Raw genomic sequence first — 26,335 nt, forward strand, 5'->3', positions numbered from 1 at the left:
TCGTGGGCCGGACAGTGCCACCCATCAATCGGCATGCGCCGCAGTGATGCATCAATCTTGGGAGAATCAAACGGGCTATGATACCCTATTACTCTTGAAAGATTAAAGGTTTTAAAGAGGACGCCATGTCACTGACGCAGCAAGATGTCGCGCGTATCGCCAAATTGGCTCGCATCGCGGTCACCGAACAGGAAATCGAGGCCGTCGGCCAGCAATTGAATGACATTTTCGGCCTGATCGAGCAGATGCAGGCGATCAACACCGATGACGTCGAGCCGATGTCGCACCCGCAGGATGTCGCTCTGCGCCTGCGTGCCGACGCCGTGACCGAAGCCGATCAGCGTGCCGCCTTCATGGCCCTGGCCCCGCAGGCCGAAGCCGGGCTGTTCCTGGTACCCAAGGTCATCGAATAAACCCTCTCTGTACCCGAATTCGGGCGTAGTGGCAGCCAGTGCCGCCCTGCGCCAACGGCTAATGGAATGACAACAATGATCACTGCCACGCTCAAGACCCTGTCGCAGCAACTGGCGAGCGGCGCCGTTTCCAGCGAAGAGCTGGCGCGCGCCTACCTGGCGCGCATCGATGCGCTGAACCCGGCGCTGAATGCCTTCATCACCGTCGATCACGACAAGACCCTGGCAGAAGCCCGCGCGGCCGACGCCCGTCGCGCCGCCGGCCAGGCCGGCCTGCTGACCGGTGTGCCGATGGCGCACAAGGACCTGTTCTGCCAGCAGGGCTGGAAGACCTCCTGCGGCTCGCGCATGCTGGACAATTTTGTCTCGCCTTACGATGCCCATGTGGTCGAACAGTGCAAAAAGGCCGGCCTGGTAACGCTGGGCCGCACCAATATGGATGAATTCGCCATGGGGTCCTCCAACGAGAACTCCTGGTATGGCGCCGTGAAAAACCCCTGGGACACCGCCGCCATTCCGGGGGGCTCCTCCGGTGGTTCGGCCGTTGCCGTCGCCGCGCGCATGGTACCGGTGGCCACGGCAACCGATACCGGTGGCTCGATTCGCCAGCCGGCATCGCATTGCGGTGTGACCGGTCTCAAGCCGACCTACGGCGTGGTCAGCCGCTATGGCATGGTGGCCTTTGCTTCCTCGCTTGATCAGGGCGGCATGATGGCACAGACGGCCGAAGACTGTGCCCTGATGCTCAATGTGATGGCCGGTTTCGACAAGCGGGACTCGACCAGCGTCGAGCGTGCTGCCGAAGACTATGCCCGTGATCTGGCCAGACCGCTGGCCGGACTCCGGGTCGGTCTGCCGCGCGAGTATTTCGCCGAAGGTCTGTCTGCGGATGTGGCGCGCGTGGTCGACGCGGCTGTGGCCGAGCTGAAGAAGCAGGGGGCGACCGTTGTCGACGTCAGCCTGCCGAACACTGCCCTGTCGATCCCGTCCTATTACGTGATTGCGCCGGCAGAGGCGTCGTCCAACCTGAGCCGATATGACGGCGTGCGCTATGGCCACCGTGCGGCAGAGTACAGCGATCTGGTCGACATGTACGAAAAGACCCGTGCCGAAGGCTTTGGCGCCGAGGTCAAGCGCCGCATCATGGTCGGCACCTATGTGTTGTCGCATGGCTACTACGACGCCTATTACCTCAAGGCGCAGAAGATCCGTCGTCTGATTGCCAATGACTTTGCCGCGGCCTTCCGCGACTGTGACGTCATTCTCGGACCGGTGGCGCCGACGGCAGCCTTCGACCTGGGCTCGATGAACAACGACCCGGTCGAGATGTACCTGTCGGACATCTATACCCTGTCGGTCAACCTGGCCGGCCTGCCCGGCATGAGCGTGCCGGCCGGTTTCGCCGGCAATGGCCGTCCGATCGGTCTGCAGCTGATCGGCAACTATTTCGACGAGGCGCGCCTGTTGAATGTGGCTCACCAGTTCCAGCTGGCCACCGATTGGCACACCCGCGCACCGGCGCTGTAAAGGGAAGAACAGACTATGAAATGGGAAGTCGTGATCGGTCTGGAAGTGCATGTGCAACTGTCCACCGTGTCCAAAATTTTCTCCGGCGCCTCGACCGCTTTCGGTGCGGCGCCGAACACCCAGGCCTGCAATGTCGACCTCGCCTATCCCGGTGTGCTGCCGGTACTGAACGAGGCGGCCGTCGACAAGGCCATCCGTCTCGGCCTGGCGCTGGGCTCGAAGATCAATCAGAAAAACGTCTTCGCCCGCAAGAATTACTTCTATCCGGACCTTCCCAAGGGATATCAGATCAGCCAGATGGATCTGCCGGTGGTCGAGGGCGGGCAAATTACCATTCAGCTGGGTGAAGAAGAAAAGATCATCCGCCTGACCCGCGCGCACATGGAAGAAGATGCCGGCAAGAGCCTGCACGAAGATTTCCATGGCCTGTCCGGCATCGACCTGAACCGTGCCGGTACGCCGCTGCTGGAGATCGTCTCCGAACCGGACATGCGTTCCGTGGAAGAGGCCGTCGCCTATGCCAAGTCGCTGTACACGCTGGTGACCTGGCTGGGTATCTGCGATGGCAACATGCAGGAAGGCAGCTTCCGCATGGACGTCAACGTTTCCGTGCGGCCCGAGGGGCAAAAGGAATTCGGCACCCGGCGCGAGATCAAGAACCTCAACTCCTTCCGCTTCCTCGAGCAGGCGGCTCGCTACGAGATCCAGTGGCAGATCGATACGCTGGAAGACGGCGGCAAGATCCAGCAGGCCACCGTGCTGTTCGATCCGGAGAGCGGCGAGACGCGCATGATGCGCAGCAAGGAAGATGCCCACGACTATCGCTATTTCCCCGATCCGGATTTGCTGCCGGTGTGGATCAGCGAGGCATGGATTGCCCGTGTGCGCGGCGAGATGCCGGAACTGCCGGGGCAGATGAAGGCGCGCTTTGCCAGCGAATACGGCCTCTCGGCCTACGATGCCGCCCTGCTGACCAGCAGCCTGGCTCAGGCGCAATACTTTGAGGCGGCTGTCAAGGTCGGTGGCCAGGGCAAGCTGGTGGCCAACTGGATCAATGGCGAAATCGCAGCCCGGCTGAACCGGGATGGCCGCGACATCAGCAGTAGTCCGATCTCGGCCGAGCGTCTGGCTGGCCTGGTGGCGCGCATTGCCGACAATACCTTGTCCAGCAAGCTGGCCAAGCAGGTGTTCGATGCCATGTGGGACAGTGATCTGTCGGCAGATGCCATTATCGAGCGTGATGGCCTGAAGCAGGTCTCCGACGTCGGTGCTATCGAGAAAATGGTGGAAGAAGCCATTGCCGCCAACCCCAAGGCAGTCGAAGAATTCCGTGCCGGCAAGGAAAAGGCACTCAATGCGCTGGCGGGTCAGGTCATGAAGGCTTCGAAGGGCAAGGCCAACCCGGCTCAGGTACTTGAAATACTCAAGAATAAATTGACTGCCTGATTGTTAATTCTTTGATTTAAGACGGCCGGTCTTGACCGGCCGTCTGATTTTTTTCGGATTAATACTACAGATTGTGGTTTTTTCTCATTTCACACCCCACATTCAGTGCATTATTTAAGGTACTGATTTGTCTCGGTTTATCACTTCATACCCTCCAGCTAAGTCTTTGTCTCATAAGGCGAATTAGCCGTTAACGATATTGACCGTGGGGAACTTCTTTCTTATAGTGGCGAAAAGTGGGGCAAAGTGGGTTAAAGTGGAGAATGGAAGCACTCTAAGGGAAGCGTGAGCAAATAAAATGATTGGCGGTGTCAGCGTAGTCTCTCTCGATAGCAAAGGTCGTCTGGCCATTCCGGCCCGACACCGGGAGACGCTGTTGTCCGCTTTCGGCCACAAGCTGGTCGTGACGCTCGAATCTTCCGACCACCTGCTGATGTATCCGGAGCCGAACTGGCGCCCGGTTGAAGCCCGCCTGCTGGCCCTGCCCACCGGTAATCCCACCCTCAAGCGCTATCAGCGCCTGGTGCTGGGGCATGCCGAAACCCTGGAAATGGATAGCGCCGGCCGCATCCTGCTGCCGTCGCGTTTGCGTGAACTCACCGGTCTGGACAAGGAAGTGGCCCTGGTGGGCATGGGGAACCGCTTCGAACTGTGGAATGCCCGCGAGTGGGACGACCAGACCAATGCTGCACTGGAAATCAGCCAGGATGACCTGGCGGAACACCTTGGAGATTTCACGCTGTGACCACCGCCCCCTTCGTGCACCTGACGGTGCTCTTGAACGAAGCTGTTGCCGCACTCGCCGTTCGCCCGAACGGTGTGTACGTCGATGGCACGTTCGGGCGTGGTGGGCATAGTCGGCTGATCCTGTCGCAATTGGGCCCCCAGGGGCGCCTGATTGCCTTCGACAAAGACCCCGAAGCCGTGGCCGTCGGCCGTGCCCTGTCCGAGCAGGACCCGCGCTTCACACTGGTGCATGACGGTTTCGAGTCCCTTGCACGTTCTCTCGATCAACTGGGTATTGCCCGGGTCGACGGCATCCTGCTCGATCTGGGGGTGTCTTCACCGCAGATCGACGATGCGCGACGCGGTTTCAGTTTCCGCTTCGATGCGCCGCTCGACATGCGTATGGATACCACGCGCGGCATGACCGCTGCCGAATGGCTGGCCACGGCTGACGAGGCGGAAATCAGGGAGGTTATCAAGACTTATGGTGAAGAGCGGTTTGCTCGCAAGATCGCAGCAGCCATTGTTGCGCAACGGGACATCGAGCCCATCACGACTACGCGTGAGCTCGCTGTGCTCGTTGGGAAAAACGTCCGTACTCGTGAGCCGGGGCAAGACCCTGCAACGCGGACTTTCCAGGCGATAAGAATTCACATCAACCACGAGCTGGACGAGCTGAACAACATTCTGCCGCAGGCGGTCTCCAGACTGGCCCTCGGCGGTCGTCTGGCCATCATCAGCTTCCATTCGCTGGAAGACCGCATCGTCAAGTTGTTCCTGCGCGATGCCAGCACGGCCGACAAGCTGCCCTCCTGGGTGCCGGTTCGTGCCAGCGATCTGGCCGAAGCACCGATGAAGCTGATCGGCAAGGCCGTGCGCGCCGGCGATGAGGAAGTCGCCGCCAACCCGCGCTCACGCAGCGCCATCATGCGCGTGGCCGAGCGTACTGCCGGGACATGGCAAGGGGAGGGGGCATGAACAAGCTCAACGCCATCCTGCTCGCCCTGGTTGTTCTGTGTGCCTGGTCAGTGGTGACCTCGCAGCACGTCTCGCGCACGCTTTACAGTGATCTGCAGAAAGAACAGAAATCCCAGCAGCAACTGGATGTCGAATATGGCCAGCTGATGCTGGAGCAAGGCACCTGGGGCGCGCATGCCGTGATCGAGAAAGCGGCAGAAGCCAGACTTGGCATGCATACACCTGATCCGCGTCAGGTTCAGGTCATTACGGCGGGAGCCACCTGATGAAGGTCTACCAGCCCGCCAAGCGCTTCGTGCCGCCACCTCCCGCCCTGCGCATGTCGACAGGGCGTGTCCGTTTTATGCTTGCGGCCATCGGCCTGCTGTTTGCCGGCCTGATCGGGCGTGCCATTTACCTGCAGGTGGCACAGCAATCCTTCCTGGTGAATCAGGGGGATGCGCGCTTCCGCCGTTCGATGGTGCTGGAAGCCAATCGTGGTCTGATCACCGACCGCAATGGCGAACCGCTGGCCATCAGTACCCCGGTGCAGACCATCTGGGCCAGCCCTTCCGACATGGATCCGGTGCCGCCGGCCAAGCTGCGTGAGCTGGCCCGCCTGCTGGAAATGTCGCCGGAAGAGGTGGACAGCAAGCTGTCCGACCACAAGCGCGAGTTCGTCTATCTCAAGCGTCAGATCAGCCCGGAGCTGGCTGCACAGGTGATGGCGCTGGGTATTCCCGGCATTGCCAAGCAGCAGGAGTTCCGCCGCTTCTACCCGGCCGGTGACATTTTTGCCCACATCATTGGCTTTACCGGTGTGGACGGCAAGGGTCAGGAAGGCGTCGAACTGGCACGCGAGAAGATGCTGGCCGGCAGCAACGGCCGCCGGGTCGTGATCAAGGATCAGCGTGGTCACATCATCGAGGATGTCGGCCCGATCGAACCGCCGCGTGATGGCCAGACCCTGATGCTGGCCGTCGACCAGCGCATCCAGTATCTGGCTTCGCGCGAAATCAAGGCCGCCGTCGAGGCCAACAAGGCCAAGGCCGGCTCGGTGGTGGTGCTGGATGCCCACAGCGGCGAATTGCTCGCGCTGGCCAACTTCCCGACCTACAACCCCAACAACCGCCAGGGCGTCACCACCGAGATGATGCGCAACCGGGCGGTGATCGATACCTTCGAGCCCGGTTCGACCATGAAGCCGCTGTCGATCTCCGTGGCGCTGGAGGAGGGCAAGGCCAGCGTCAAGACCGTGCTCGACACCCATCCCTACATGATCGGCCCGGCACGGATTCACGACGTGACCGACTCCGACCGTCTGGATATCGAAGGCATCATCAAGAAGTCCAGTAACGTCGGCGCCAGCAAGCTGGCGCTGATGGTCAAGCCGCAGGATTTCTGGAGCTACTACGATTCGCTCGGTTTCGGCCGCTCGCCGGACACGGGCTTCCCCGGGGAGGCCGCCGGCCGTCTGCGTGACTGGAAAACCTGGCGCCCGATCGAGCAGGCCACCATGTCCTTCGGCTACGGCGTGTCGGTCAGCCTGCTGCAAATGGCCCGTGCCTACAGCATCTTTACCAACCACGGCATGATGATGCCGGTTTCGCTGTACAAGACCGGTACACCGCTGCCGGGCAAGCAGGTTCTGGCGGCCAAAACTGCCGACGAGATGCGCGATGTCCTGATCGCCAACAGCGAACCCGGCGGTGGTGCCGTCGGTGGCCGCATCCTGGGCTACAGCATCGGCGGCAAGAGCGGTACCGCACGCAAACTGGTCGGCAACACTTATGTCGCCGACAAGCACCGTGCCCTGTTTATCGGCTTTGCCCCGGGCAAGGACCCGAAAATGATCGTGGCCGTGATGATTGATGAGCCTTCGGCCGGCAAGTACTACGGTGGCGCCGTGGCGGCACCGGTGTTTGCCAATGTGGCCGGTGGCGCCCTGCGCATCCTGAATGTGCAGCCGGATCAGCCGTACAACAACACCCTGTTGCCGGCAACCACGCCGATACCGGCGGATTTTTAAAGAAACCAGACAAATGTTCAGTCGCTTGTCACCGTTGCCGGACTGGAATCCGGCAGATCTCAACCAGTTGGGCGTCGACATCAAGCGTGTCGAGTCCGACAGTCGGCGCGTCATGCCGGGCGATGTATTCCTCGCCTTCGGCGGTGCGTTTGCCGACGGACGCCACTTCATCCCCATGGCCATTGCCAATGGGGCGGTGGCCGTCCTGTGGGATCCCGCGGATGGCTTCGTCTGGAACCCTGCCTGGCAGGTGCCGAACCTGGCCGTGCCTGAACTGCGCCTGCGCGCCGGCATCATTGCCAGCCACGTCAGCCATGACCCGAGCCGCGCGATGCGCGTGATCGGCATTACCGGGACCAATGGCAAGACCTCGCTGTCGCACTGGCTGGCGCAGGCCTTCTCGCTGCTGGGCCAGAAAGCGGCACTGATCGGTACGGTTGGTAACGGTATTTATGGCGAGCTGACTGAAACCACCCATACCACCCCGGATCCGGTGACCATCCAGCACAAGCTGACCGAGTATCGCCGCCAGGGGGCGCATGTGGTGACCATGGAAGTGTCCTCGCATGGTCTGGATCAGGCACGGGCCAATGGCGTGGCTTTCCATACCGCGCTGTTCACCAACCTGACCCGCGACCATCTGGATTATCACGGCACCATGGAAGCCTACGGTGCGGCCAAGGAAAAGCTGTTCCACTGGCAAGGGCTGCAAAACGCCGTGGTCAATGTCGACGACGATTTCGGTCGCGCCATGGTGGGCCGTCTCGATCACGAGCAAGTGCGGGTGATCACCTATGGCCTGGAGCAGGGGGATGTTCGCCCGCTCAAGTTGCTGAATTCGCTCGATGGCCTGCAGATGCATGTGACCACCCCCTGGGGCGAAGTTGACATCCGCAGCGGGCTGCTGGGGCGCTTTAACGCCGCCAACCTGCTGGCCTGCCTGGCTACCCTGTGCGCCAATGGCGTCGATCTGACCATTGCCGCCCAGGCGCTGGGCAAGATCCAGCCGGCTCGTGGCCGCATGCAGCGCATCGGCGGTGCGCACGAACCCCTGGTGGTCGTGGATTACGCCCACACCCCGGATGCGCTCGACAAGGCGCTGTCGACGCTGGCCGAGATTCGTCCGGCCGGCAGCAAGCTGTTCTGCGTGTTTGGCTGTGGCGGCGACCGCGACAACGGCAAGCGTCCGATCATGGGTGGGATTGCCGAGCGGATTGCCGACGTCGCGGTGCTGACCAGCGACAATCCGCGTACCGAAGATCCTCTGTCCATCATCAATATGGTGCTGGCCGGCATGAAGCACCCGGGCCATGTGGAAGTGGATCGCGAAGCGGCCATTCACTGGGCCGTGGCGCAGGCACGGGCTGGCGACATCATCCTGATTGCCGGCAAGGGGCACGAAGAATATCAGGATATCAACGGCGTCAAACGGCCGTTCTCCGATTTTCGCGTCGCTGAAGATGCACTGACCGAATGGGGCAAGACACATGATGCTGACGCTCTCTGAAGCCGCACGCCTGGCGGGCGGCCAGCTGATCGGCGCGGATGCCGAGATCATGCGTGTGGTGACCGACAGCCGGGCCATCCAGCCGGGCGATCTGTTTGTTGCCCTCAAGGGCGAGCGCTTCGATGCGCATGATTTCGTGGCAAAAGCGCTGGAACAGGGGGCGGTGGCCGCCGTGGTTCACGAAGGGTTTGCGCTTGAGCAGGAAGGCAGCCTGATCGCCGTGGCCGATACACGGCTGGCGCTTGGTCAGCTGGCCGCCGGCTGGCGTGCCCGCTTCGACCTGCCGCTGGTGGGGGTGACCGGCTCGAACGGCAAGACCACGGTCAAGGAAATGCTGGCCGCCATCCTGCGTGCCCACGCCGGTGCCGATGCCGTCCTGATGACCGCCGGCAATCTGAACAACGACATCGGCCTGCCGCTGACGCTCCTGGGCATGAATGCCTCGCATCGCTATGCCGTGATCGAAATGGGCATGAACCATACCGGGGAGCTGAGCTATCTCACCGCGCTGGCTCGTCCGGATGTCGCGCTGATCAACAATGCCCTGCGTGCCCACCTGGGCCAGTTTGACTCGGTCGAGAGCATTGCCCGGGCCAAGTCGGAAATCTTCGAGGGCCTGCCGGAACATGGCGTGGCCGTGTTCAACGCCGAAGACCCGAATGCCGAACTGTTTGCCGCAGCCGCCGGTGCGCATCGCGTGCTGCGTTTTGGCCTCAAGCAGGGCGATGTGCAGGCGCTGAATTACACCCTGGGCAGTGACGGCAGCAGCATGACGCTGCACACCCCGCTGGGCGAGATGGCCGTACGCATCCCCGCACCGGGCGAGCACAACGTACGCAACGCCCTGGCCGCCGCCACGCTGGCGCTGGCGCTGGATGTACCGCCTGCTGCCATCACGCGCGGCCTGATGGCCTTCGAAGGCGCCAAGGGGCGTCTGCAAAAGAAGACCGCCCGCAATGGGGCCAGTGTGCTGGACGACACCTATAACGCCAACCCGGATTCGATGCATGCCGGGCTGGAAGTCTTGTCGCGACTGCGTGCACCGCGCTGGTTCGTGATGGGCGACATGGGCGAACTGGGCGAGACGGCGCCGCAGTTGCATGCCGAAATTGGTCAGGCTGCCCGTCAGCTTGGCGTCGAAATGATGGTGACGCTGGGGGAACTCAGCCGCCATGCCAGCGAGGCCTATGGCGCGCCGGCAAAGCATTTTGAAGCGATCGAACCCTTGCTGGCCTGGCTGGACGGCGCCTTGCCGCCGCAGGCGACTGTGCTGGTCAAAGGTTCGCACTTCATGAACATGGATCGTGTCGTCGACCACCTGGTCGGCCAGAAGGGGAAATGAAGTGTTGCTCTGGTTAGCTGATTTGCTTGCGCATCATATTCGCGCATTCAGTGTCTTCAACTACGTGACCTTGCGTGCCGTGCTGGCATCGCTGACGTCGCTGGGGATCTCCTTGTGCCTGGGGCCGATGCTGATCCGCAAGCTCACCGAGCTGAAGGCTGGCCAGGCGGTACGTTCCGATGGTCCGCAAACCCACCTGATCAAGGCCGGGACGCCGACCATGGGCGGGACGCTGATCTTGCTGTCGATCACCCTGACCGTCCTGCTGTGGGCCGACCTGCGCAACAAATATGTCTGGATTCTGCTGGCCGTGATGCTGAGCACCGGTGCCATCGGGTTTTACGATGACTGGCGCAAGGTCGTCTACCGCGACCCGAAGGGAATCTCGGCCCGCGCCAAGATGTTCTGGCAGTCGCTGATCGCCATCAGCGCCGGGGTGTTGCTGGTGAGCACCGCCAGCCTGCCGGCATCGACCGAGTTCATCGTGCCGTTCCTGAAGAACGTTATCTATCCGTTCGGCGCCATCGGTTTCTGCGTGCTGACCTATCTGGTGATTGTCGGCGCCTCCAATGCCGTCAACCTGACCGACGGCCTGGATGGTCTGGCGGCCCTGCCGACGGTGCTGGTGGCGGCAGCGCTGGCGATTTTCGCCTACATTGCCGGCCACGCGGTGTTTTCCAAATACCTCGGCCTGCCCTTTATTCCGGGGGCCCACGAAGTGGCCGTATTCTGCGCGGCGATTTGCGGCGCCTGCCTGGGCTTTCTGTGGTTCAACGCCTATCCGGCCCAGGTGTTCATGGGCGACGTCGGGGCGCTGGCACTGGGGGCTTCGCTGGGCACCGTGGCCGTCATCGTGCGGCAGGAAATCGTGTTTTTCATCATGGGTGGTCTGTTCGTGATGGAAGCCTTGTCGGTGATGATCCAGGTGACATCGTTCAAGCTCACCGGCAAGCGGGTGTTCCGCATGGCACCGCTGCATCACCACTATGAACTGAAGGGCTGGAAAGAGACGCAGGTGGTCGTGCGTTTCTGGATCATCACCATGATGCTGGTGCTGATCGGCCTGTCGACCATCAAGCTGCGCTGAGAATGAAAATGAATATTGCCAACCGTCACATCATGGTCGTGGGGCTCGGAGATTCCGGGCTGGCCACCGTGCGCTGGCTTGCCGCGCACGGCGCGATCGTGTCGGTGGCCGACAGCCGTGCCACGCCGCCCAACCTGGACGTGCTGCACCGCGAACTGCCTCAGGTGACGGTGCGTGCCGGCGCCTTTGACGCACAGACCTTCGACGGCGTCGAACTGCTGGTTGTCAGCCCGGGCGTGGCATTGTCCACCCCGGCCATTGCCGCCTATCGCGCCCGGGGTGGCGAGGTGGTCGGCGATATCGAGCTGTTTGCCCGTGCCATCGCCGGCAGTGACGCGCGCGTGATTGCCATCAGTGGCTCCAACGGCAAGAGCACGGTGACCACGCTGGTGGGACATTTGTGCCGCCATGCCGGTCTGGATGCCGAAGTGGCGGGCAATATCGGCCTGCCGGTACTGGAAGCCCTGGCGCAGCGCGAGGCCAGCGGCAAGCAGCCGGATGTCTGGGTGCTGGAACTGTCCAGCTTCCAGCTGGAGACCACCACCAGCCTGCACGCCGATGCGGCCACGGTACTGAACATCTCCGAGGATCACCTCGATCGCTACAACGATCTGCTGGATTACGCCCATGCCAAGACCGCCGTGTTCAACGGCCGCGGCGTGCAGGTACTGAATGCCGAAGACCCGCTGGTGCGCGCCATGGTGCGGCCGGGGCATGCCATCAAATGGTTCGCGCTGAATGATCGTGTTGAATACGGGCTGCAGCAGCAAGAGGGGCAGGCCTGGTTGTGCCTGGATGGCCAGCGGTCATTCGACCTGGCACAGCTCCCGCTCGAGGGACTGCACAATGCCGCCAATGCCCTGGCGGCACTGGCGCTGTGCGAAGGCATCGGCCTGGCTCGCGAGACCCTGCTGGCCGGTCTGAGCAGCTTCCGCGGCTTGTCGCATCGCGTCGAGCTGGTCAATGAATTCGACGGTATCAAGTTCATCGACGACTCCAAGGGCACCAATGTCGGTGCCACGGTAGCGGCGCTCAACGGCATGACCCGTCCGGTGGTGCTGATTGCCGGTGGCGATGGCAAGGGCCAGGATTTCGCGCCGCTGGCGCCGGCCTGCCAGCGCATTGTGCGCAAGGTGATGCTGATCGGCCGCGATGCCGACAAGATCGCTGCGGCGCTGTCCGGCAGCGAGATTGCCCTGCAGCACTTCGAGACGCTGCAGGATGCGACGCGTGCCGCCTGTGCGCTGGCGCAATCGGGTGATGTGGTGTTGCTGTCGCCCGCCTGTGCCAGCCTGGACATGTTCCGCAATTATGCCGAGCGCGCCCAGGTATTCATTGATACCGTGCGCGCCGTGCAGAGCGAGCGCGGGCTATGACGGTGGCCAGCATGAAAGGACAGTATGCCGCCACCAGCGTGATCGACGAGGCACTGGCCTGGGCCATTGCCCTGTTGCTGTCGATCAGCCTGGTGATGGTGTACTCGGCCTCGATTGCTTATGCGGAAGCCGATGCGGCAACGCAGAACAAGTACTTTTATTTGATTCGCCATGTGATTTTCATGGTGATTGGTCTGTCCGGCGGCTATGTCGCGTTTCAGATTCCGACGGCCTTCTGGCAGAAATACGCCGGCAAGTTGTTTTTGATCGGCGTACTGATGCTGGTGGCGGTGCTGATCCCGGGGATCGGCAAGGTGGTCAACGGTTCGCGGCGCTGGATCTCGCTGTTCGTGATCAATCTGCAGCCGTCTGAACTGATGAAGATGGCCACGGTGATCTACACGGCAGATTACACGGTGCGAAAGTCGCACAAGTTGCACAGCCTCAAGGAAGGCTTTCTGCCGATGTTTGTCGCCATGGTGGTGGTGGCCTTCCTGCTGCTGCGCGAGCCGGACTTCGGCGCGCTGATGGTGGTCATGACGATTGCCATGGGGATTCTGTTCCTCGGCGGCATCAACATGCGCATCTTCAGCGGGCTGGCCGCGATGGCGCTGGTGGCGATCGTGCTGCTGATCATCAGCTCGCCGTATCGCCTGAAGCGGGTGCTGGGGTTCATGGACCCCTGGGATGATCCGTTCGGCAAGGGCTATCAGCTGTCGCACTCGCTGATCGCCATCGGTCGTGGTGAGTGGTTCGGTGTCGGGCTCGGCGCAAGTGTGGAAAAACTGTTTTACCTGCCGGAAGCGCACACCGACTTCATTCTGGCCGTGATTGCCGAAGAGTTCGGCTTTTTCGGCATTTGTGTATTGATTGCCCTGTATGCCTGGATCGTGCGCCGCGCGTTCCACATCGGGGTCGAGTCGCGCAAGCTGGAGCGTTACTACCAGTCGCTGGTGGCGCAGGGCATCGGCATCTGGCTCGGGATTCAGGCCTTTTTCAACATGGGCGTGAACATGGGTCTGTTGCCGACTAAGGGTCTGACGCTGCCCCTGATGTCGTTTGGTGGTTCGGCGATGTTGTTCAACCTGATTTCGATGGCGCTGTTGCTGCGCGTCGATTACGAAAACCGGAGGATCATGCGCGGCTACAAAGGCTGAGGCGCATGGAAACGATGATGGCAAACAAGACCGTAATGATCATGGCGGGTGGTACCGGGGGGCATATCTTCCCGGCACTGGCCGTGGCTGACGTCCTCAAGGGGCGCGGCTGGCAGGTGATCTGGCTCGGTGCCGCGGGCGGGATGGAAACCCGTCTGGTGCCGCAGCACGGCTATGCCATCGAAACCATCCGCATCGCCGGCATGCGCAAGAACGGTCTCAAGCGCTGGCTCTCGCTGCCCTTCATGATGGCGCGAGCCCTGGCTTGTACCACCGGCGTCATCCTGCGCCACCGTCCGGATATCGCTGTCGGCTTCGGTGGTTATACCGGCTTCCCGGGTGGCCTGATGAGCCGCGTGCTGTGGAAGCCGCTGGTGATTCACGAGCAGAACTCGGTGGCCGGGCTGACCAATCGCCTGCTGTCGAAGATTGCCAGCCGCACCCTGTTTGCCTTCCCGGGTGCCTTCCCGGGAGATGACGGCCTGGTCGGCAACCCGGTACGTCCGGAGATCGCCGCCGTGGCCGAGCCGGAAAGCCGCTTTGCCGATCGCAGCGGCCCGCTGCGCGTACTGGTGGTGGGCGGCAGCCTGGGGGCCAAGGTGCTGAACGAAACCTTGCCGCAGGCGCTGGCCCTGTTGCCGCAAGCGCAGCGACCGCAGGTGGTGCATCAGGCCGGCGTCAAGCAGATCGATGCCCTGAAACAGCATTATGCCGATGCCGGCGTCGAGGCAGATTGCCGCGCCTTCATCGATGACATGGCCGGCGAGTATGCCCGCGCCGATCTGGTGATCTGCCGTGCCGGCGCTTTGACGGTAGCCGAACTGGCCGCGGCCGGTGTAGCCAGCATGCTGGTACCGTTGCCCAGCGCCGTGGATGACCACCAGACCGGCAATGCCCGCTACCTGTCCCGGGCCGGTGCAGCCCGTCTGGTGCCGCAAAAGGAACTGACGCCGGCCAGCCTGGCGGCCAGCCTGCAAACATTGACGCGTGACGAGTGCCTGGAAATGGCCCGCAACGCACGCCGTCTCGCCATCGTCGATGCCGCCACGCGCGTCGCCGATGCCTGCGAGGCACTGACAAGAGAATGAAATGAAACACAGAGTCAATCACATCCACTTCGTAGGCATTGGCGGTGTCGGCATGAGCGGCATCGCCGAGGTACTGCTGAACCTGGGTTATACCGTCAGCGGTTCCGACATGTCCGATAACGCCACCACCAAGCGCCTGGTCGGCCAGGGGGCGCGCGTGTATTTCGGGCACGATGCCACGTATGTGCAGGGTGCGGATGTGGTGGTGACCTCGACGGCCGTGAAGGCCGACAACCCGGAAGTGATGGCCGCCAAGGCCCAGAACATTACGGTGATCCCACGCGCGCTGATGCTGGCCGAGCTGATGCGCTTCAAGCAGGGCATCGCCATTGCCGGTACCCACGGCAAGACCACCACCACCAGCCTGGTGTCCTCGGTACTGGCCGCTGCCGGACTGGATCCGACCTTCGTCATCGGCGGCAAGCTGACGGCGGCCGGCACCAATGCGCGTCTGGGCTCGGGCGAGTTCCTGGTGGCCGAGGCCGACGAGTCGGATGCTTCTTTCCTGTATCTGACCCCGGTGATGGCCGTCGTGACCAATATCGATGCCGACCACATGGACACCTATGGTCATGACTTCGACAAGCTGAAGCAGGCCTTCGTCGACTTCTTGCAGCGCCTGCCGTTCTACGGGTGTGCCGCGCTGTGTGTCGACGACGCCAATGTGCGCGAGATTCTGCCGCGTATCACCAAGCCGGTCACGACCTATGGTTTTGATGCCGATGCCCATATCCGCGCCGAGAACCTGGTCGCCGATGCCGGCCGCATGCGTTTCGACGTCGTGCTGAAGGACGGCCAGCGCTTCCCGGTCCTGCTCAACCTGCCGGGCCGCCACAACGTGCTCAATGCCCTGTCGGCGATTGCCATCGGTCTGGAGTGCGGTGCAGATATTCCGTCGATCCAGAAGGGCCTGGCTGACTTCGCCGGCGTCGGCCGTCGCTTCCAGCGCTACGGTGAAGTCGCCAGCAAGGATGGCGGGCAGTTCACGCTGATCGACGACTACGGCCATCATCCGGTCGAAATGGCCGCGACGCTGGCTGCCGTCCGCGGCGCATTCCCGGACCGCCGGCTGCTGCTGGCCTTCCAGCCGCACCGTTTCAGCCGCACCCGCGACCTGTTCGAAGACTTCGTCAAGGTGCTGAACACCGTGGACGGTCTGTTGCTGGGTGAGGTGTATGCCGCGGGCGAAGCCCCGATCGTGGCCGCGGATGGCCGTGCCCTGGCGCGTGCCGTGCGGATCGGCGGCAAGGTCGAACCGATTTTCGTCGAAAGCATCGACGACATGCCGCAGGCGATTCTCGATGCTGCCCGCGACGGCGATGTGGTGATCACCATGGGGGCAGGCTCCATTGGTGCCGTGCCGGCCAAAGTGGTGGCACAAGTTTAAGCAAACCGGCCGCACAGGCGGCCAGCACAGGAAACAAGGCAATGAAGCAGTACGGCAAAGTGGCAGTGATGATGGGCGGATCCTCCGCCGAGCGCGAGGTGTCGCTGATGAGCGGCAGTGGCGTGCTCAAGGCGCTGCAGTCGCGTCAGGTGGATGCGCACGCGTTCGATCCTTCCGAGAAGCCGCTGTCGGCGCTCAAGGAGGAAGGCTTCGATCGCGTTTTCATCATTCTGCATGGCCCGTTTGGCGAAGACGGCACGCTGCAGGGCGCGCTGGAAACCCTCGGGCTGCCGTATACCGGTTGTGGCGTCATGGCTTCGGCCATCGGGATGGACAAGTGGCGCACCAAGTTGCTGTGGCAGGCCGCCGGGCTGCCGATTCCGGCGTTCCGTCTGCTGGATGAGCAGACGGACCTGGATCAGGTGGTTGCCGAACTGGGACTGCCGCTGTTCGTCAAGCCTGCCTGTGAAGGCTCGAGCATCGGCATCAGCAAGGTGAAAAGCGCGGCGGAAATGCGTGCAGCCTACGAAGCTGCCCGCAAGTACGACAGCCTGGTGCTGGCGGAGCAGTTCATTGGTGGTGGCGAGTACACCTGCGCGATGCTGGGCGAGCGTGCGCTGCCGACCATCAAGATCGAGCCGGCGACCGAGTTTTATGACTATGACGCCAAGTATTTCCGTGATGACACGGTGTACCGCTGTCCGTCGGGGATTCCGGCCGACACCGAGGCCCGGGTTCACGAATATGCCCTGCGTGCCTTCAAGGTACTTGGCGGGCAGGGGTGGGGCCGCATCGACTTCCTGATGGATGAGGCCGGTCAGCCTTACCTGCTGGAAGTGAATACCGCCCCGGGCATGACCAGCCACAGTCTGGTGCCGATGGCCGCCCGTCAGGCCGGCATGAGCTACGAGGATCTGTGTCTGGCGGTACTGGATACGGCGCATGTGGGATAACCACATCGCGTTGCGCAGGCTGGCGAATCTGCTGTTGCTGGTCTCGATCGGGATGTTGCTGTACGCAGGTGGGTTTTGGGTAACGCATGCACCGGTGTTCCCGGTGAAGAAGATCCGCATCACCGGAAAGATGCAGCGGGTCACGCCGGAACAGCTGAAGTTCATTGCCGAGCATGAACTGACCGGTTCGTTCTTTACCCTGGACATTGATCGTACGCGTGCGGCATTCGGCAAGCTGCCCTGGGTCAGGGGCGCACAGGTGAGAAGAACCTGGCCGGATACGCTGGAGATCTCGATTGACGAGTATGCGGCGCTGTCGCGCTGGGGGGAGGACGGGCTGGTCGATGTCAATGGCACATGGTTTGACGCCGCCAGCGACCAGAATGATCTGCCGGTGTTTTACGGTCCGGCAGGCGCCCAGAAGGACATGGCGCAGATGTATCAGCGGCTGAAGCAGGACTTCGCCCTGGCAGATTTGAAGATCGTGCGGCTGGTGTTGTCTGATCGGCGCGCATGGAGTGTTGAGCTGGATAACGGGGTACATATCGAGCTGGGACGGGGCGATGTCGAGAATCGCGCGCTCCGGTTCACGACCCACTGGAAGGGAACGCTGGCAAGGCTGCCGTACCCGATCAGCTACGTCGATATGCGTTATCCGAATGGATTCGCTGTCCGCATGCCGGGGTATCAGGCATCGCAGGCGGCTCAAGGTAAAAAGTAAGCAGTTGGAGCGACAGGTGAGCAAACCGAAGGAAAGCAAGAACATGTTGGTTGGCCTCGACATCGGCACGTCGAAGATCGTGGCGATCGTCGCGGAGGTCCTGGAGGATGGCCAGCTCAACATCGTCGGCATGGGGCAGACCCCCTCGCGCGGACTCAAGCGCGGCATGGTCGTGAACATCGAGTCCACCGTGCAGGCGATCCAGCGCGCGCTGGAAGAGGCGGAGCTCATGGCTGACTGCAAGATCCATGAAGTGTTTACCGGCATTGCCGGTAGCCACATCAAGAGCGTCAACTCGCACGGCATGGTGGCGATCAAGGACCGTGAAGTGACGCAGATGGATATTGACCGCGTGATCGAAACCGCCCGTGCGGTGAGCATTCCGCCGGATCATCAGGTGCTGCACATCCTGACCCAGGAGTACAGCATCGATGGTCAGGAAGGGGTGCGCGAGCCACTGGGCATGAGCGGTGTCCGGCTGGAGGCGAAGGTGCATATCGTCACCGGCGCCGTGTCGGCAGCACAGAACGTCACCAAGTGCGTGCGGCGCTGCGGTCTGGAAGTGTCGGATCTGGTGCTGCAGCCGATGGCCTCGGCCATCGCGGTGCTGTCGGAAGACGAAAAGGATCTGGGCGTGTGCCTGATCGACATCGGCGGCGGGACTACCGATATCGCGGTTTACGCCAATGGCGCCATCCGCCATACGGCGGTGATTCCGATCGCTGGTGACCAGATCACCAACGACATCGCCATGGCACTGCGTACGCCGACCAAGGAAGCCGAGGACATCAAGATCCAGCATGGCGTGGCGCTGGTGAACCTGGCCGATCCCGGGCAGATGATCGAAGTGCCCGGCGTGGGTGAGCGCGGACCGCGCCAGATGTCGCGCGCGACGCTGGCCGAAGTGGTCGAGCCGCGAGTCGAAGAGTTGTTCCAGCTGGTGCAGCAGGAGCTGCGCCGCAGCGGTTTCGAAGACATGCTGTCTTCCGGCATCGTGCTGACCGGCGGTGCCAGCCTGATGCCGGGCATGGTCGAACTGGCCGAAGAGGTGTTCCACATGCCGGTGCGTGTCGGTGTGCCGAAGTACGTGGGCGGTCTGGCCGAGGTGGTCAAGACGCCGCGCTTCTCCACCGGTGTCGGCCTGCTGTTGTACGGCAAGGATCAGATTCAGGCCCCGTCGGGGTCGAAGGCGGCTTCAGGCGGCGTGGGCAGTGTGTTCTCGCGCATGAAGGCGTGGTTTGCAGGCAATTTCTAAACATTGTTCGGGCGTTGTATCAGTAACAGGCTCATCTTTAATGAGGAGAGAAAAATGAGCGGAATGGTATTCGAAGTCATGCAGGATGCGGCTCAGGAAGCCGTCATCAAAGTGATCGGTGTGGGCGGCGGCGGTTGCAATGCCATCGACAACATGATCGACGGCAAGGTACAAGGCGTGGAATTCATCTGCGCCAATACCGATGCCCAAACCCTGAAGCGCAACAAGGCGCAGATCAAGCTGCAGCTGGGCACTTGCCTGACCAAGGGCCTGGGCGCCGGTGCCAACCCGGAAATCGGCCGCAATGCGGCGCTGGAAGACCGTGAGCGCATCGCCGACACCCTGCGCGGTGCCAATATGGTGTTCGTCACGGCCGGCATGGGTGGCGGGACCGGCACCGGTGCTGCCCCGGTGGTCGCCGAAGTGGCCAAGGAAATGGGCATCCTGACCGTCGGTGTGGTGACCCGTCCTTTCGAACACGAAGGCAAACGGACCAAGGTGGCCCAGTCCGGTATCGATGATCTGAAAAAGCATGTCGATTCGCTGATCGTGATCCCGAACGAAAAGCTGATGGAAGTGCTGGGCGATGATGTCACCATGCGCGAAGCCTTCCGCGCGGCGGATGACGTCCTCAAGGGCGCCGTGGCCGGTATCGCCGAAGTGATCACTTGCCCCGGTCTGATCAACGTCGACTTTGCCGACGTCCGCACCGTGATGTGCGAAATGGGCCTGGCCATGATGGGTTCGGCCTACGCCTCCGGTATCGACCGTGCCCGTGTGGCGGCCGAGCAGGCCGTTGCCAGCCCGCTGCTGGACAACATCACGCTGGAAGGTGCGCGTGGCGTGCTGGTCAATATCTCGACCGCACCGGGCTGCCTGAAGATGAGCGAATACCGCGAAATCATGTCGATCGTCCGTCAGTACGCCGACGAAAGCGCGGAGGTGAAGTTCGGTACCGCCGAAGTGGACGATATCCCGGAAGACACCATTCGTGTCACCCTGATCGCCACCGGTCTGGGCAAGAAGCCGGCAACCCGCAATGAAGAGCGTCCGGAATACATCAAGATCGTCAAGACCGGCACCGATGACCGTGCGGTCGAAGTGCTGAACTACGACGATTTCGATACCCCGGCGATCATGCGCAGCCGTGGCCGTCGCACGCCGAGCTCGACCGACTTCTCGAATCCGGAAGTGAGCGAATCGTTCGATATCCCGGCCTTCCTGCGCAAGCAGGCAGACTGATCGATACGCGCTATCGATTTGATTTTATTAATTAATAAAGCATAGGTCTTGGCCATGCTAAACTCAGGTCGTCCCTGATTTGGTAGAAAGCATCAAATGATTCTGCAGCGCACGCTGAAGCAAGCGATCAGCGCCACGGGTGTGGGTTTGCACTCCGGCGAACGGGTACGCCTGACCCTGTTGCCGGCCAAACCCGACTCGGGAATCACCTTCTATCGCACCGACTTGCCCGGGTCGGAAGCGGTGAAAGCCGAGCCGCTGATGGTGAACGACACGCGACTCTCCTCAACACTGGTCACGGAGACCGGTGTGCGTGTCGGCACCATCGAGCACCTCATGTCTGCTTTCGCCGGATTAGGGATCGACAACCTGGATGTCGAAGTGACGGCGGTAGAGATTCCCATCATGGATGGCTCTGCCGCCCCCTTTATCTATTTGCTGCAAACTGCTGGCATCATCGAGCAAAAGACAGCAAAACGTTTTATCCGCATCAAGCAGTCGGTTGAGGTGGTTGAGGGCGACAAATGGGTCCGCTTCGAGCCGTATGATGGCTTCAAAGTGACCCTGTCGATCCAGTTCAATCACCCGGCGTTTAATCTGGCGCCGCAGACCGTACAGATCGATTTTGCCAACCATTCCTATATCGACGAGATCAGCCGGGCCCGCACCTTCTGCTTCATGCATGAGGTCGAGTCGATGCGTAATCACGGTCTGGGGCTGGGGGGCAATCTGGAAAACGCCATCGTGATCGATGACGAATTTGTCCTCAATGAGGGCGGACTGCGTTTCCCGGATGAGTTTGTCCGTCACAAGATCCTTGATGCCATCGGCGACCTGTACATCCTTGGTCATCCGATCATCGGTGCCTTCTCCGGCTTTAAATCCGGCCATGCCATGAATAATCAGTTGCTGCGCAAGCTGCTGGCGACGCCCGATGCCTGGGAATATGTCAGCTTCCGCGAACCGGAAGACGCGCCCTCCAGTTTCCACCGTATTCCGGACCCCGAGTGATGCAGGCACTACTGCGTTTTGCCCTGTTTGCCGGCACCTTGTTCTGTGGCGTGGGGATGATCCGTCTGGCACGTCGGCCGGATGCCCTGCAGGCACAAAAGATCGGCCGTGGCCTGCGCTATCTGACATGGCTTTGCGGCGTGCTGCTGGTGCTCTGGCTGTTGGGGTTGGCCCGGCACTAGGGGCGGTTTGAAAACTGATTGTGAAAGCGTTGCCGCAATGATATTGTCATTGCTTCTTCCTCTGTCCTGATTGCGCTTGCCCATGTGATGCATTCCTGAAAAATCCAGCCATCTTTGCCCGACAGGGCTGATTTTTCATGGGAAAACATCATGTTCCGGATTTTTCTGCGCGCATGGCGTCACCACGCCTGGCTGCGCCGCCTATGCTTTGCGCTGATCGCCAGCTCGATCGGTAATGGTCTGACCTTCATTGTCATTTTTGCTACCCTCAGGCAATGGCATGCCCCGCCATCCGGCATGGCACTGGCCTTTGTGCTGAATACGGCCCCCGGACTGCTCGGCAGCCGGCTCGGTGAGTCCCTGCTTGGCCGTATGTCGCCGGCCCGCATCCTGATGCTGGCCGAGGCCGGGGGACTCGCCGGCTTGTTGCTGCCCTGGCTGGCGCTCGCCCTGCAGCATCCGGGCTGGTTGTTGCTGGCCAGCCTGATGTCGGCATTGACCGGCGGTATGGCGCTGCCTGCGCTGACCACCCTGCTGAAGCAGGGGCTGGCGGCAGAGGAGACCGCCGCGGGGGCCCTGATCGACACCCTGGTGTTTGCCTGCCACGTCTTGTTTGGTATCGGGCTGGGCGTGCTGCTCTATCCGCACTGGCCCGCCCGGAGCTTGCTGGCGCTGGATGCGCTCAGCTATCTGCTGGCCATCGCCTGGCTGAACGCCCTGCCCGTCATCACCCGCCCAGCACCGACACCATCAGGCCGCCAGCGGCATCCCACGACGCTGACCGCCGGGCAGCGCCGCAGCCTGTGGCTGCTCTCGGTGCTGACCCTGGTCGGTGCGCCTGCCATGGCCCTGTTGCCGGTACTGGGCTCACAAGGCAACCAGCAGATGTTGCCGCTGCTGTTTGCCCGCAGCCTGGGGCAATTGTGTGGTCCCTTGCTGGTGCGGGAGCACTGGCTGTCGAAAGGTGCCAGCAACCGGTTATTGCTGCTTTGTCTGGCCGGGTTTGCCTTTTGCTATGGCCTGCTGCCCGTGGTCAGTCAGCTCCCATGGGCCTTGCTGCTGGTTTTCCTGGCGCATGTGCTCTCCAACGTGGTGTTCAGCCTGGGCTGGCATGGTTTGCTGCGACATTTCCCGCCGCAGCTGATCGGCTGGGCGAGCGCCTGCAGCTATCGACGCCAGGTGTGGACTGCGGCGTGCATGGGCATGGCTGCCGGCTGGCTGGCCGACATGCTTCGTCCTGCCATCAGCCTGTACCTGAGCAGCGCACTGGGACTGCTCATGGCGACGATTCTGCTGCTGCGACTACCCGGGCCCATGATGCAGGCCAATACAGAGCGTTCCGGCAAGGTGTAAGCTGAAACCAACCTTCGCCCATTTTTCAAGGAGCACACAATGAACCACAAGCTTGAGGTCACGACTGACAGCAGTGAAGTATGGCAACACCTGGTGACGCCGGAAGGCGAACCGGCCGGCTTTCGCATGCGGTCGACCCTGCCTGCCGATCCGAATGGGGTCGAATTGCTGCTGGAGCATTGGGACGCCGGCATGACCGAGCCGCCGCACTCGCACCCTGGTGATGACATGACCGTGGTGGTCGCTGGCCGGATGCAGGTGCAGTACTACTGTCGGGCCGCCGATGGCAGCCTGCAGAAGGATGGCGACCCCTTTGTACTGGAGCAGGGCGAAACCGGTTATAACCGTGCCGGGCGTATCCACGATGCCCGCTACCTGAGCGATTGCAAGCTGGCCTTCGTGCATAGCGGGCCGTTTGGTTTCAACGAAGAGAAATAAGCCACCCGCCTGCCTGCCCGTGGTGGCAGGCAGGCGAGCTCAGGCACCCTGGCTGTAACGCTGGTTCAGCGCGTAGAGAATGGCGCAGCTTTCAATGTCGAGTTCACCACGGATATCGCCGGGCCGGAAGTGCATCTGGAATGCCCGCAGCAGCGATCGCCACTGACTGTCTGATGCCGGGGCGGCATAACCGTAGCGCTTGAATGCCACCGCCAGCTCTGCCCGCGCGGGTAAGCCCGTACGCGTGAATTGTGCCGCGAACTGCTGTTTGACCGACTCCTCATACCAGGCGCCAATCCCGGCCTGGTGCAAGCGCTGCCATGGCAATTTCGGGCCGGGGTCGGATTTGCGCTCATAGGCGACATCCGCATGGCCGACCACATGCTTTGGCGAGATATCCGGATAGCGGGCCAGAATCGAAGTGGCCAACTGCTGCAGCGCCAGGATCTGCTCTTCTTCGTAGTCGGGGAAGTCAAATACCCCGCCGCGGGCACTGGCCAGGTTCACGATCTCGATGCCGATCGCCGTGTCATTCAGATTATCCCTGCCTGCCCAATGGCTGATGCCGGCGTGCCAGGCCCGATCCTCTTCCCTGACCAGCCTGAAAATGCGCAGCGTGTCGAAGCCGGCCGCCCGGTAGCTCGCGTCTTGTCGTGCCGGAATCAGATAGTGAGCACTGACATTGCCCCGGGTCAGGGCGGTGACTGAACCGGCAAAGGGCAGAGCAGTATAGTGGATGATCAGGAAGCGGATGCGCTGGTTGAAGCCCGATCTGGCGGGATAGCTGGTGTCGTCAATGGGGAACATCTTGGATTCTCCGGGTAAAGTGCTGCCTCCCAGGGAGGCTGGGGCGACACTATCGCAGCCTGGGGGGACGGAGAGAAGCCAAGGCGTTCGGGCTAATTATTTTGCATTAAGTAGCTGAATTTGTTGTGCCAAATACATCATTTCTGTCGGTCTGTGCCTTGCCTGAGCGTCTCGTCTGGATGCTGGCTTCGGCCGCCAGCGCGGCGCCGAGGGCCACGACGGTTTGTCTTTGCGGCGGAATCAGCACGGGCATGTCCAGTCGCTGCGTCAGGGCCTGACGCAAAGCATGACAGTGCGCCAGGCCGCCGATGAAGACCAGGGGCGACACCGGCGAGATGCGGCGCACCAGTGCGGCGGCGCGAGAGGCAACCGCATCCACGATACCGCGGGCAATTTCCTCTCGCCGGCAGCCACGGGCGATCAGGCTGACCACCTCCGACTCGGCAAAAACGGTGCAGGTGCTGTTGATGACATGCCCAGGTCCCTCTTGACCCGCCAGGGCCAATTCCCCGAACTCGTTGAGGGTGCAGCCGAGCGACATGGCCAGGACTTCGAAAAACCGTCCGGTGCCGGCTGCGCATTTATCGTTCATTTCGAACTGACCGACGTGGCCGTCCGCACCCAGTGAAATGGCCTTGGTATCCTGTCCACCGATATCCAGTACGGTGCAGCAGTCCGGAAAGCAGTGGCGGGCACCCAGCGCGGCCGCGCGTATCTCGGTAATGACTTCGCCGCCCAGCTGGCCGGCGAACAATCGCCGGCCATAGCCGGTCGCGGCGATGGCGTCGAAATGCTGATCCTGCAGCAGCTGGCGGCAGACCGCCAGCGGCTCGAAGGTGTTTTCCATCACTCGGTGCAGTACCGGCTGGCCATCCTCCAGGATGACCAGCTTGACGGTACGTGAGCCGATATCAATGCCGGCTGTTCTCATGCACTCAACCGTTCGATGAAGGCCTCGACACGGGTACGGATCTGGCCGACATCTTCCTGGCTGTAATCCGTGTCAATGCGCAAGGTCGGGATGGCCGATTGCTCCAGCGCCTTGATCACCGGACCGGTCTCCATCTGGTATGGCTGACAGAACTGCAAGGTATAGTGGATCACGCCATCGGACTTGCGCTCGGCGGAAACATCCCGCACAAAGTTCAGCCGCGACGGGTTGGGGGTGAACACGGCACAGTCGATCTGCAGGTAGCGGTCGACCAGATGCTGCATCATCTGTGGCAGCGTGCTGCCGCTTTCGTCCGTCAGCCAGCGCGTACTGCGCTCGCCGACACAGCCTTCTTCCGCCACGATGACTGCGCCGCTGCTTTCGACGATGGCCGGAATCTTCCAGTTCGGCACGGCCATCGGGCAGCCCGACAACACCACGCGCGGATGATCGGCCGGGAAAACCCCGACGCCCTGTTGGACCCGCTGCTCCAGTTCATCACACAGTTGATTGACCGAGTTGGTAAAGCGCACCGGGTCGTCGTAGAACGACACCTGCGAGATCAGCAGGGCATCCAGGCCAGAAATCGGTACCGGTCGTGCCGTGCGCAAAGCCGCCAGGCGCTTGAGTGCCCGACGCTTGTTGTTGACGGTGACAATCGCGGCGGCCAGTTTGTCGGCCTGCAAGGTTTTGCCGGTCACCGCTTCGAGTTTGCGGGCAAATTGCGCATACTCGCTGAGCATCAGCTGCTTGCCCGCTGCGGATTTCACCTGCGGCAGATCGATGACATAGAGGTCGGGGATATAGTCACCCAGAATCTCATAGGCCTTTTTCTTGCCATCACAGGTATTTTCGCCAACCACCAGATCACAGGCTTCGACGTAGGGACAGACCTTGCCCAGTTTGAAGCCGAAGGCCGATTTGATCAGTGCACAGGTATTGCGCGGCAGAATCTGATCCACCAATTCGGTCGCCCATTCGCCACCGGTACAGAGGCCAACCGACACACCATCCAGCGCCAGGATCAGCTCTTCCGGCACGTAGGTGCAGTATGAGCCGATGATTTTGCGGCCAGCCGCCTTGGCATCCATCAATTCCTTGATGCGCAGGCCATGGACTTCGCTCATGACGAAATCAAAATACTGCATGCCCTGAGGCCGGTTTGGCTGAGAGATGAATACATCCTGATAAACCTGCCCCAGGTAGGACAGCAAGGCATCGTGGGCATCCAGATCCAGCCCCAGTGATTGCCACATTTCCCGGTACTCGCTCATTACACTCCCCTTGATGATGGATCAGTGAATCAACGCAAGGTCACTTCGAGCGTGCTGACACCGTGTCCTGAGCGGTCAGGGCGGGGCGATCGGGCGGAAATGGCGAGAGGGAGGGGGCTGAGCGCC

At 61.8% G+C, this 26,335-nt stretch carries 25 protein-coding genes; 22 read left to right on the top strand and 3 right to left on the bottom strand.

Going from position 1 to position 26,335, the window contains the following annotated elements; all coding sequences use genetic code 11:
* Positions 1 to 125: 125 nt before the first annotated feature.
* The 22 genes from gatC to JNO51_RS00790 all read left to right on the top strand — a co-directional run bounded on the left by gatC (position 126) and on the right by JNO51_RS00790 (position 23,197).
* Positions 126 to 413: an Asp-tRNA(Asn)/Glu-tRNA(Gln) amidotransferase subunit GatC gene (gene gatC, locus JNO51_RS00685; RefSeq protein ID WP_215780196.1), complete on the top strand. Its 288-nt coding sequence runs from the start codon at positions 126 to 128 to the stop codon at positions 411 to 413.
* A gap of 75 nt (positions 414 to 488) precedes the next feature.
* Positions 489 to 1,940 carry an Asp-tRNA(Asn)/Glu-tRNA(Gln) amidotransferase subunit GatA gene (gene gatA / locus JNO51_RS00690; RefSeq protein WP_215780198.1) on the top strand — a complete coding sequence of 484 codons (1,452 nt, stop codon included), beginning with the start codon at positions 489 to 491 and terminating at the stop codon, positions 1,938 to 1,940.
* Positions 1,941 to 1,955: 15 nt separating this feature from the next.
* Positions 1,956 to 3,386 (top strand): Asp-tRNA(Asn)/Glu-tRNA(Gln) amidotransferase subunit GatB, encoded by a 1,431-nt coding sequence (gatB, locus tag JNO51_RS00695; protein WP_215780200.1) that lies wholly within the window; start codon positions 1,956 to 1,958, stop codon positions 3,384 to 3,386.
* Between the two features lie 298 nt (positions 3,387 to 3,684).
* Positions 3,685 to 4,131, top strand: coding sequence for a division/cell wall cluster transcriptional repressor MraZ (gene mraZ, locus JNO51_RS00700; protein ID WP_215780203.1), 447 nt, complete (start codon positions 3,685 to 3,687; stop codon positions 4,129 to 4,131).
* Positions 4,128 to 5,090, top strand: coding sequence for a 16S rRNA (cytosine(1402)-N(4))-methyltransferase RsmH (gene rsmH, locus JNO51_RS00705; protein ID WP_215780205.1), 963 nt, complete (start codon positions 4,128 to 4,130; stop codon positions 5,088 to 5,090). Before mraZ ends, rsmH begins: the two co-directional genes overlap by 4 nt.
* A complete protein-coding gene (gene ftsL / locus JNO51_RS00710; protein ID WP_215780207.1) occupies positions 5,087 to 5,356 on the top strand; it encodes a cell division protein FtsL in 270 nt (89 codons plus the stop codon). The genes rsmH and ftsL overlap by 4 nt, the downstream gene beginning before the upstream one ends.
* Positions 5,356 to 7,098, top strand: a complete 1,743-nt coding sequence (locus JNO51_RS00715; protein WP_215780209.1) for a penicillin-binding protein 2 — start codon at positions 5,356 to 5,358, stop codon at positions 7,096 to 7,098. Before ftsL ends, JNO51_RS00715 begins: the two co-directional genes overlap by 1 nt.
* A gap of 13 nt (positions 7,099 to 7,111) precedes the next feature.
* A complete protein-coding gene (locus JNO51_RS00720) occupies positions 7,112 to 8,605 on the top strand; it encodes a UDP-N-acetylmuramoyl-L-alanyl-D-glutamate--2,6-diaminopimelate ligase (protein ID WP_215780211.1) in 1,494 nt (497 codons plus the stop codon).
* On the top strand, positions 8,586 to 9,947 hold the full coding sequence (gene murF / locus JNO51_RS00725) for a UDP-N-acetylmuramoyl-tripeptide--D-alanyl-D-alanine ligase (protein ID WP_371822866.1): 1,362 nt from the start codon (positions 8,586 to 8,588) through the stop codon (positions 9,945 to 9,947). Before JNO51_RS00720 ends, murF begins: the two co-directional genes overlap by 20 nt.
* A gap of 1 nt (position 9,948) precedes the next feature.
* Positions 9,949 to 11,034 (top strand): phospho-N-acetylmuramoyl-pentapeptide-transferase, encoded by a 1,086-nt coding sequence (gene mraY / locus JNO51_RS00730; RefSeq protein WP_215780214.1) that lies wholly within the window; start codon positions 9,949 to 9,951, stop codon positions 11,032 to 11,034.
* An 8-nt stretch (positions 11,035 to 11,042) separates the two neighbouring features.
* Complete coding sequence (gene murD, locus JNO51_RS00735; RefSeq protein ID WP_215780216.1) at positions 11,043 to 12,410, top strand: UDP-N-acetylmuramoyl-L-alanine--D-glutamate ligase; 1,368 nt, start codon at positions 11,043 to 11,045, stop codon at positions 12,408 to 12,410.
* A gap of 11 nt (positions 12,411 to 12,421) precedes the next feature.
* Positions 12,422 to 13,567, top strand: coding sequence for a putative lipid II flippase FtsW (gene ftsW, locus JNO51_RS00740; protein ID WP_215780218.1), 1,146 nt, complete (start codon positions 12,422 to 12,424; stop codon positions 13,565 to 13,567).
* Between the two features lie 17 nt (positions 13,568 to 13,584).
* Entirely contained in the window at positions 13,585 to 14,655 is a 1,071-nt protein-coding gene (gene murG / locus JNO51_RS00745; protein ID WP_215780221.1) for an undecaprenyldiphospho-muramoylpentapeptide beta-N-acetylglucosaminyltransferase, read from the top strand.
* A 1-nt stretch (position 14,656) separates the two neighbouring features.
* Positions 14,657 to 16,042 (top strand): UDP-N-acetylmuramate--L-alanine ligase, encoded by a 1,386-nt coding sequence (gene murC, locus JNO51_RS00750; protein WP_215780223.1) that lies wholly within the window; start codon positions 14,657 to 14,659, stop codon positions 16,040 to 16,042.
* 41 nt (positions 16,043 to 16,083) lie between these two features.
* A complete protein-coding gene (locus tag JNO51_RS00755; protein WP_215780225.1) occupies positions 16,084 to 16,995 on the top strand; it encodes a D-alanine--D-alanine ligase in 912 nt (303 codons plus the stop codon).
* Positions 16,985 to 17,716 carry a cell division protein FtsQ/DivIB gene (locus tag JNO51_RS00760; protein ID WP_215780227.1) on the top strand — a complete coding sequence of 244 codons (732 nt, stop codon included), beginning with the start codon at positions 16,985 to 16,987 and terminating at the stop codon, positions 17,714 to 17,716. The genes JNO51_RS00755 and JNO51_RS00760 overlap by 11 nt, the downstream gene beginning before the upstream one ends.
* A 43-nt stretch (positions 17,717 to 17,759) precedes the next feature.
* A complete protein-coding gene (ftsA, locus tag JNO51_RS00765; protein ID WP_215782622.1) occupies positions 17,760 to 18,971 on the top strand; it encodes a cell division protein FtsA in 1,212 nt (403 codons plus the stop codon).
* 54 nt (positions 18,972 to 19,025) lie between these two features.
* Positions 19,026 to 20,213 (top strand): cell division protein FtsZ, encoded by a 1,188-nt coding sequence (gene ftsZ, locus JNO51_RS00770; RefSeq protein WP_215780229.1) that lies wholly within the window; start codon positions 19,026 to 19,028, stop codon positions 20,211 to 20,213.
* 99 nt (positions 20,214 to 20,312) lie between these two features.
* The gene (lpxC, locus tag JNO51_RS00775; RefSeq protein WP_215782623.1) at positions 20,313 to 21,224 is read left to right on the top strand and encodes a UDP-3-O-acyl-N-acetylglucosamine deacetylase; all 912 of its coding nucleotides are present in this window, start codon (positions 20,313 to 20,315) and stop codon (positions 21,222 to 21,224) included.
* Positions 21,224 to 21,406: a hypothetical protein gene (locus tag JNO51_RS00780; RefSeq protein ID WP_215780231.1), complete on the top strand. Its 183-nt coding sequence runs from the start codon at positions 21,224 to 21,226 to the stop codon at positions 21,404 to 21,406. The genes lpxC and JNO51_RS00780 overlap by 1 nt, the downstream gene beginning before the upstream one ends.
* Positions 21,407 to 21,556: 150 nt before the next feature.
* Positions 21,557 to 22,759 (top strand): MFS transporter, encoded by a 1,203-nt coding sequence (locus tag JNO51_RS00785; RefSeq protein ID WP_215780234.1) that lies wholly within the window; start codon positions 21,557 to 21,559, stop codon positions 22,757 to 22,759.
* 39 nt (positions 22,760 to 22,798) lie between these two features.
* Positions 22,799 to 23,197, top strand: a complete 399-nt coding sequence (locus JNO51_RS00790) for a cupin domain-containing protein (RefSeq protein WP_215780236.1) — start codon at positions 22,799 to 22,801, stop codon at positions 23,195 to 23,197.
* Positions 23,198 to 23,236: 39 nt separating this feature from the next.
* Here the strand turns inward: JNO51_RS00790 and JNO51_RS00795 are convergent, their stop codons facing one another.
* The 3 genes from JNO51_RS00795 to JNO51_RS00805 form a co-directional block, all read right to left on the bottom strand.
* Entirely contained in the window at positions 23,237 to 24,004 is a 768-nt protein-coding gene (locus JNO51_RS00795) for an N-acetylmuramoyl-L-alanine amidase (protein WP_215780238.1), read from the bottom strand.
* Between the two features lie 106 nt (positions 24,005 to 24,110).
* Complete coding sequence (locus JNO51_RS00800) at positions 24,111 to 24,935, bottom strand: acyl-CoA dehydratase activase (protein ID WP_215780240.1); 825 nt, start codon at positions 24,933 to 24,935, stop codon at positions 24,111 to 24,113.
* The gene (locus JNO51_RS00805; RefSeq protein ID WP_215780241.1) at positions 24,932 to 26,209 is read right to left on the bottom strand and encodes a double-cubane-cluster-containing anaerobic reductase; all 1,278 of its coding nucleotides are present in this window, start codon (positions 26,207 to 26,209) and stop codon (positions 24,932 to 24,934) included. Before JNO51_RS00805 ends, JNO51_RS00800 begins: the two co-directional genes overlap by 4 nt.
* Positions 26,210 to 26,335 lie beyond the last annotated feature (126 nt).

This window comes from Paludibacterium sp. B53371, from assembly GCF_018802765.1.
Taxonomy (GTDB): Bacteria; Pseudomonadota; Gammaproteobacteria; order Burkholderiales; family Chromobacteriaceae; genus Paludibacterium.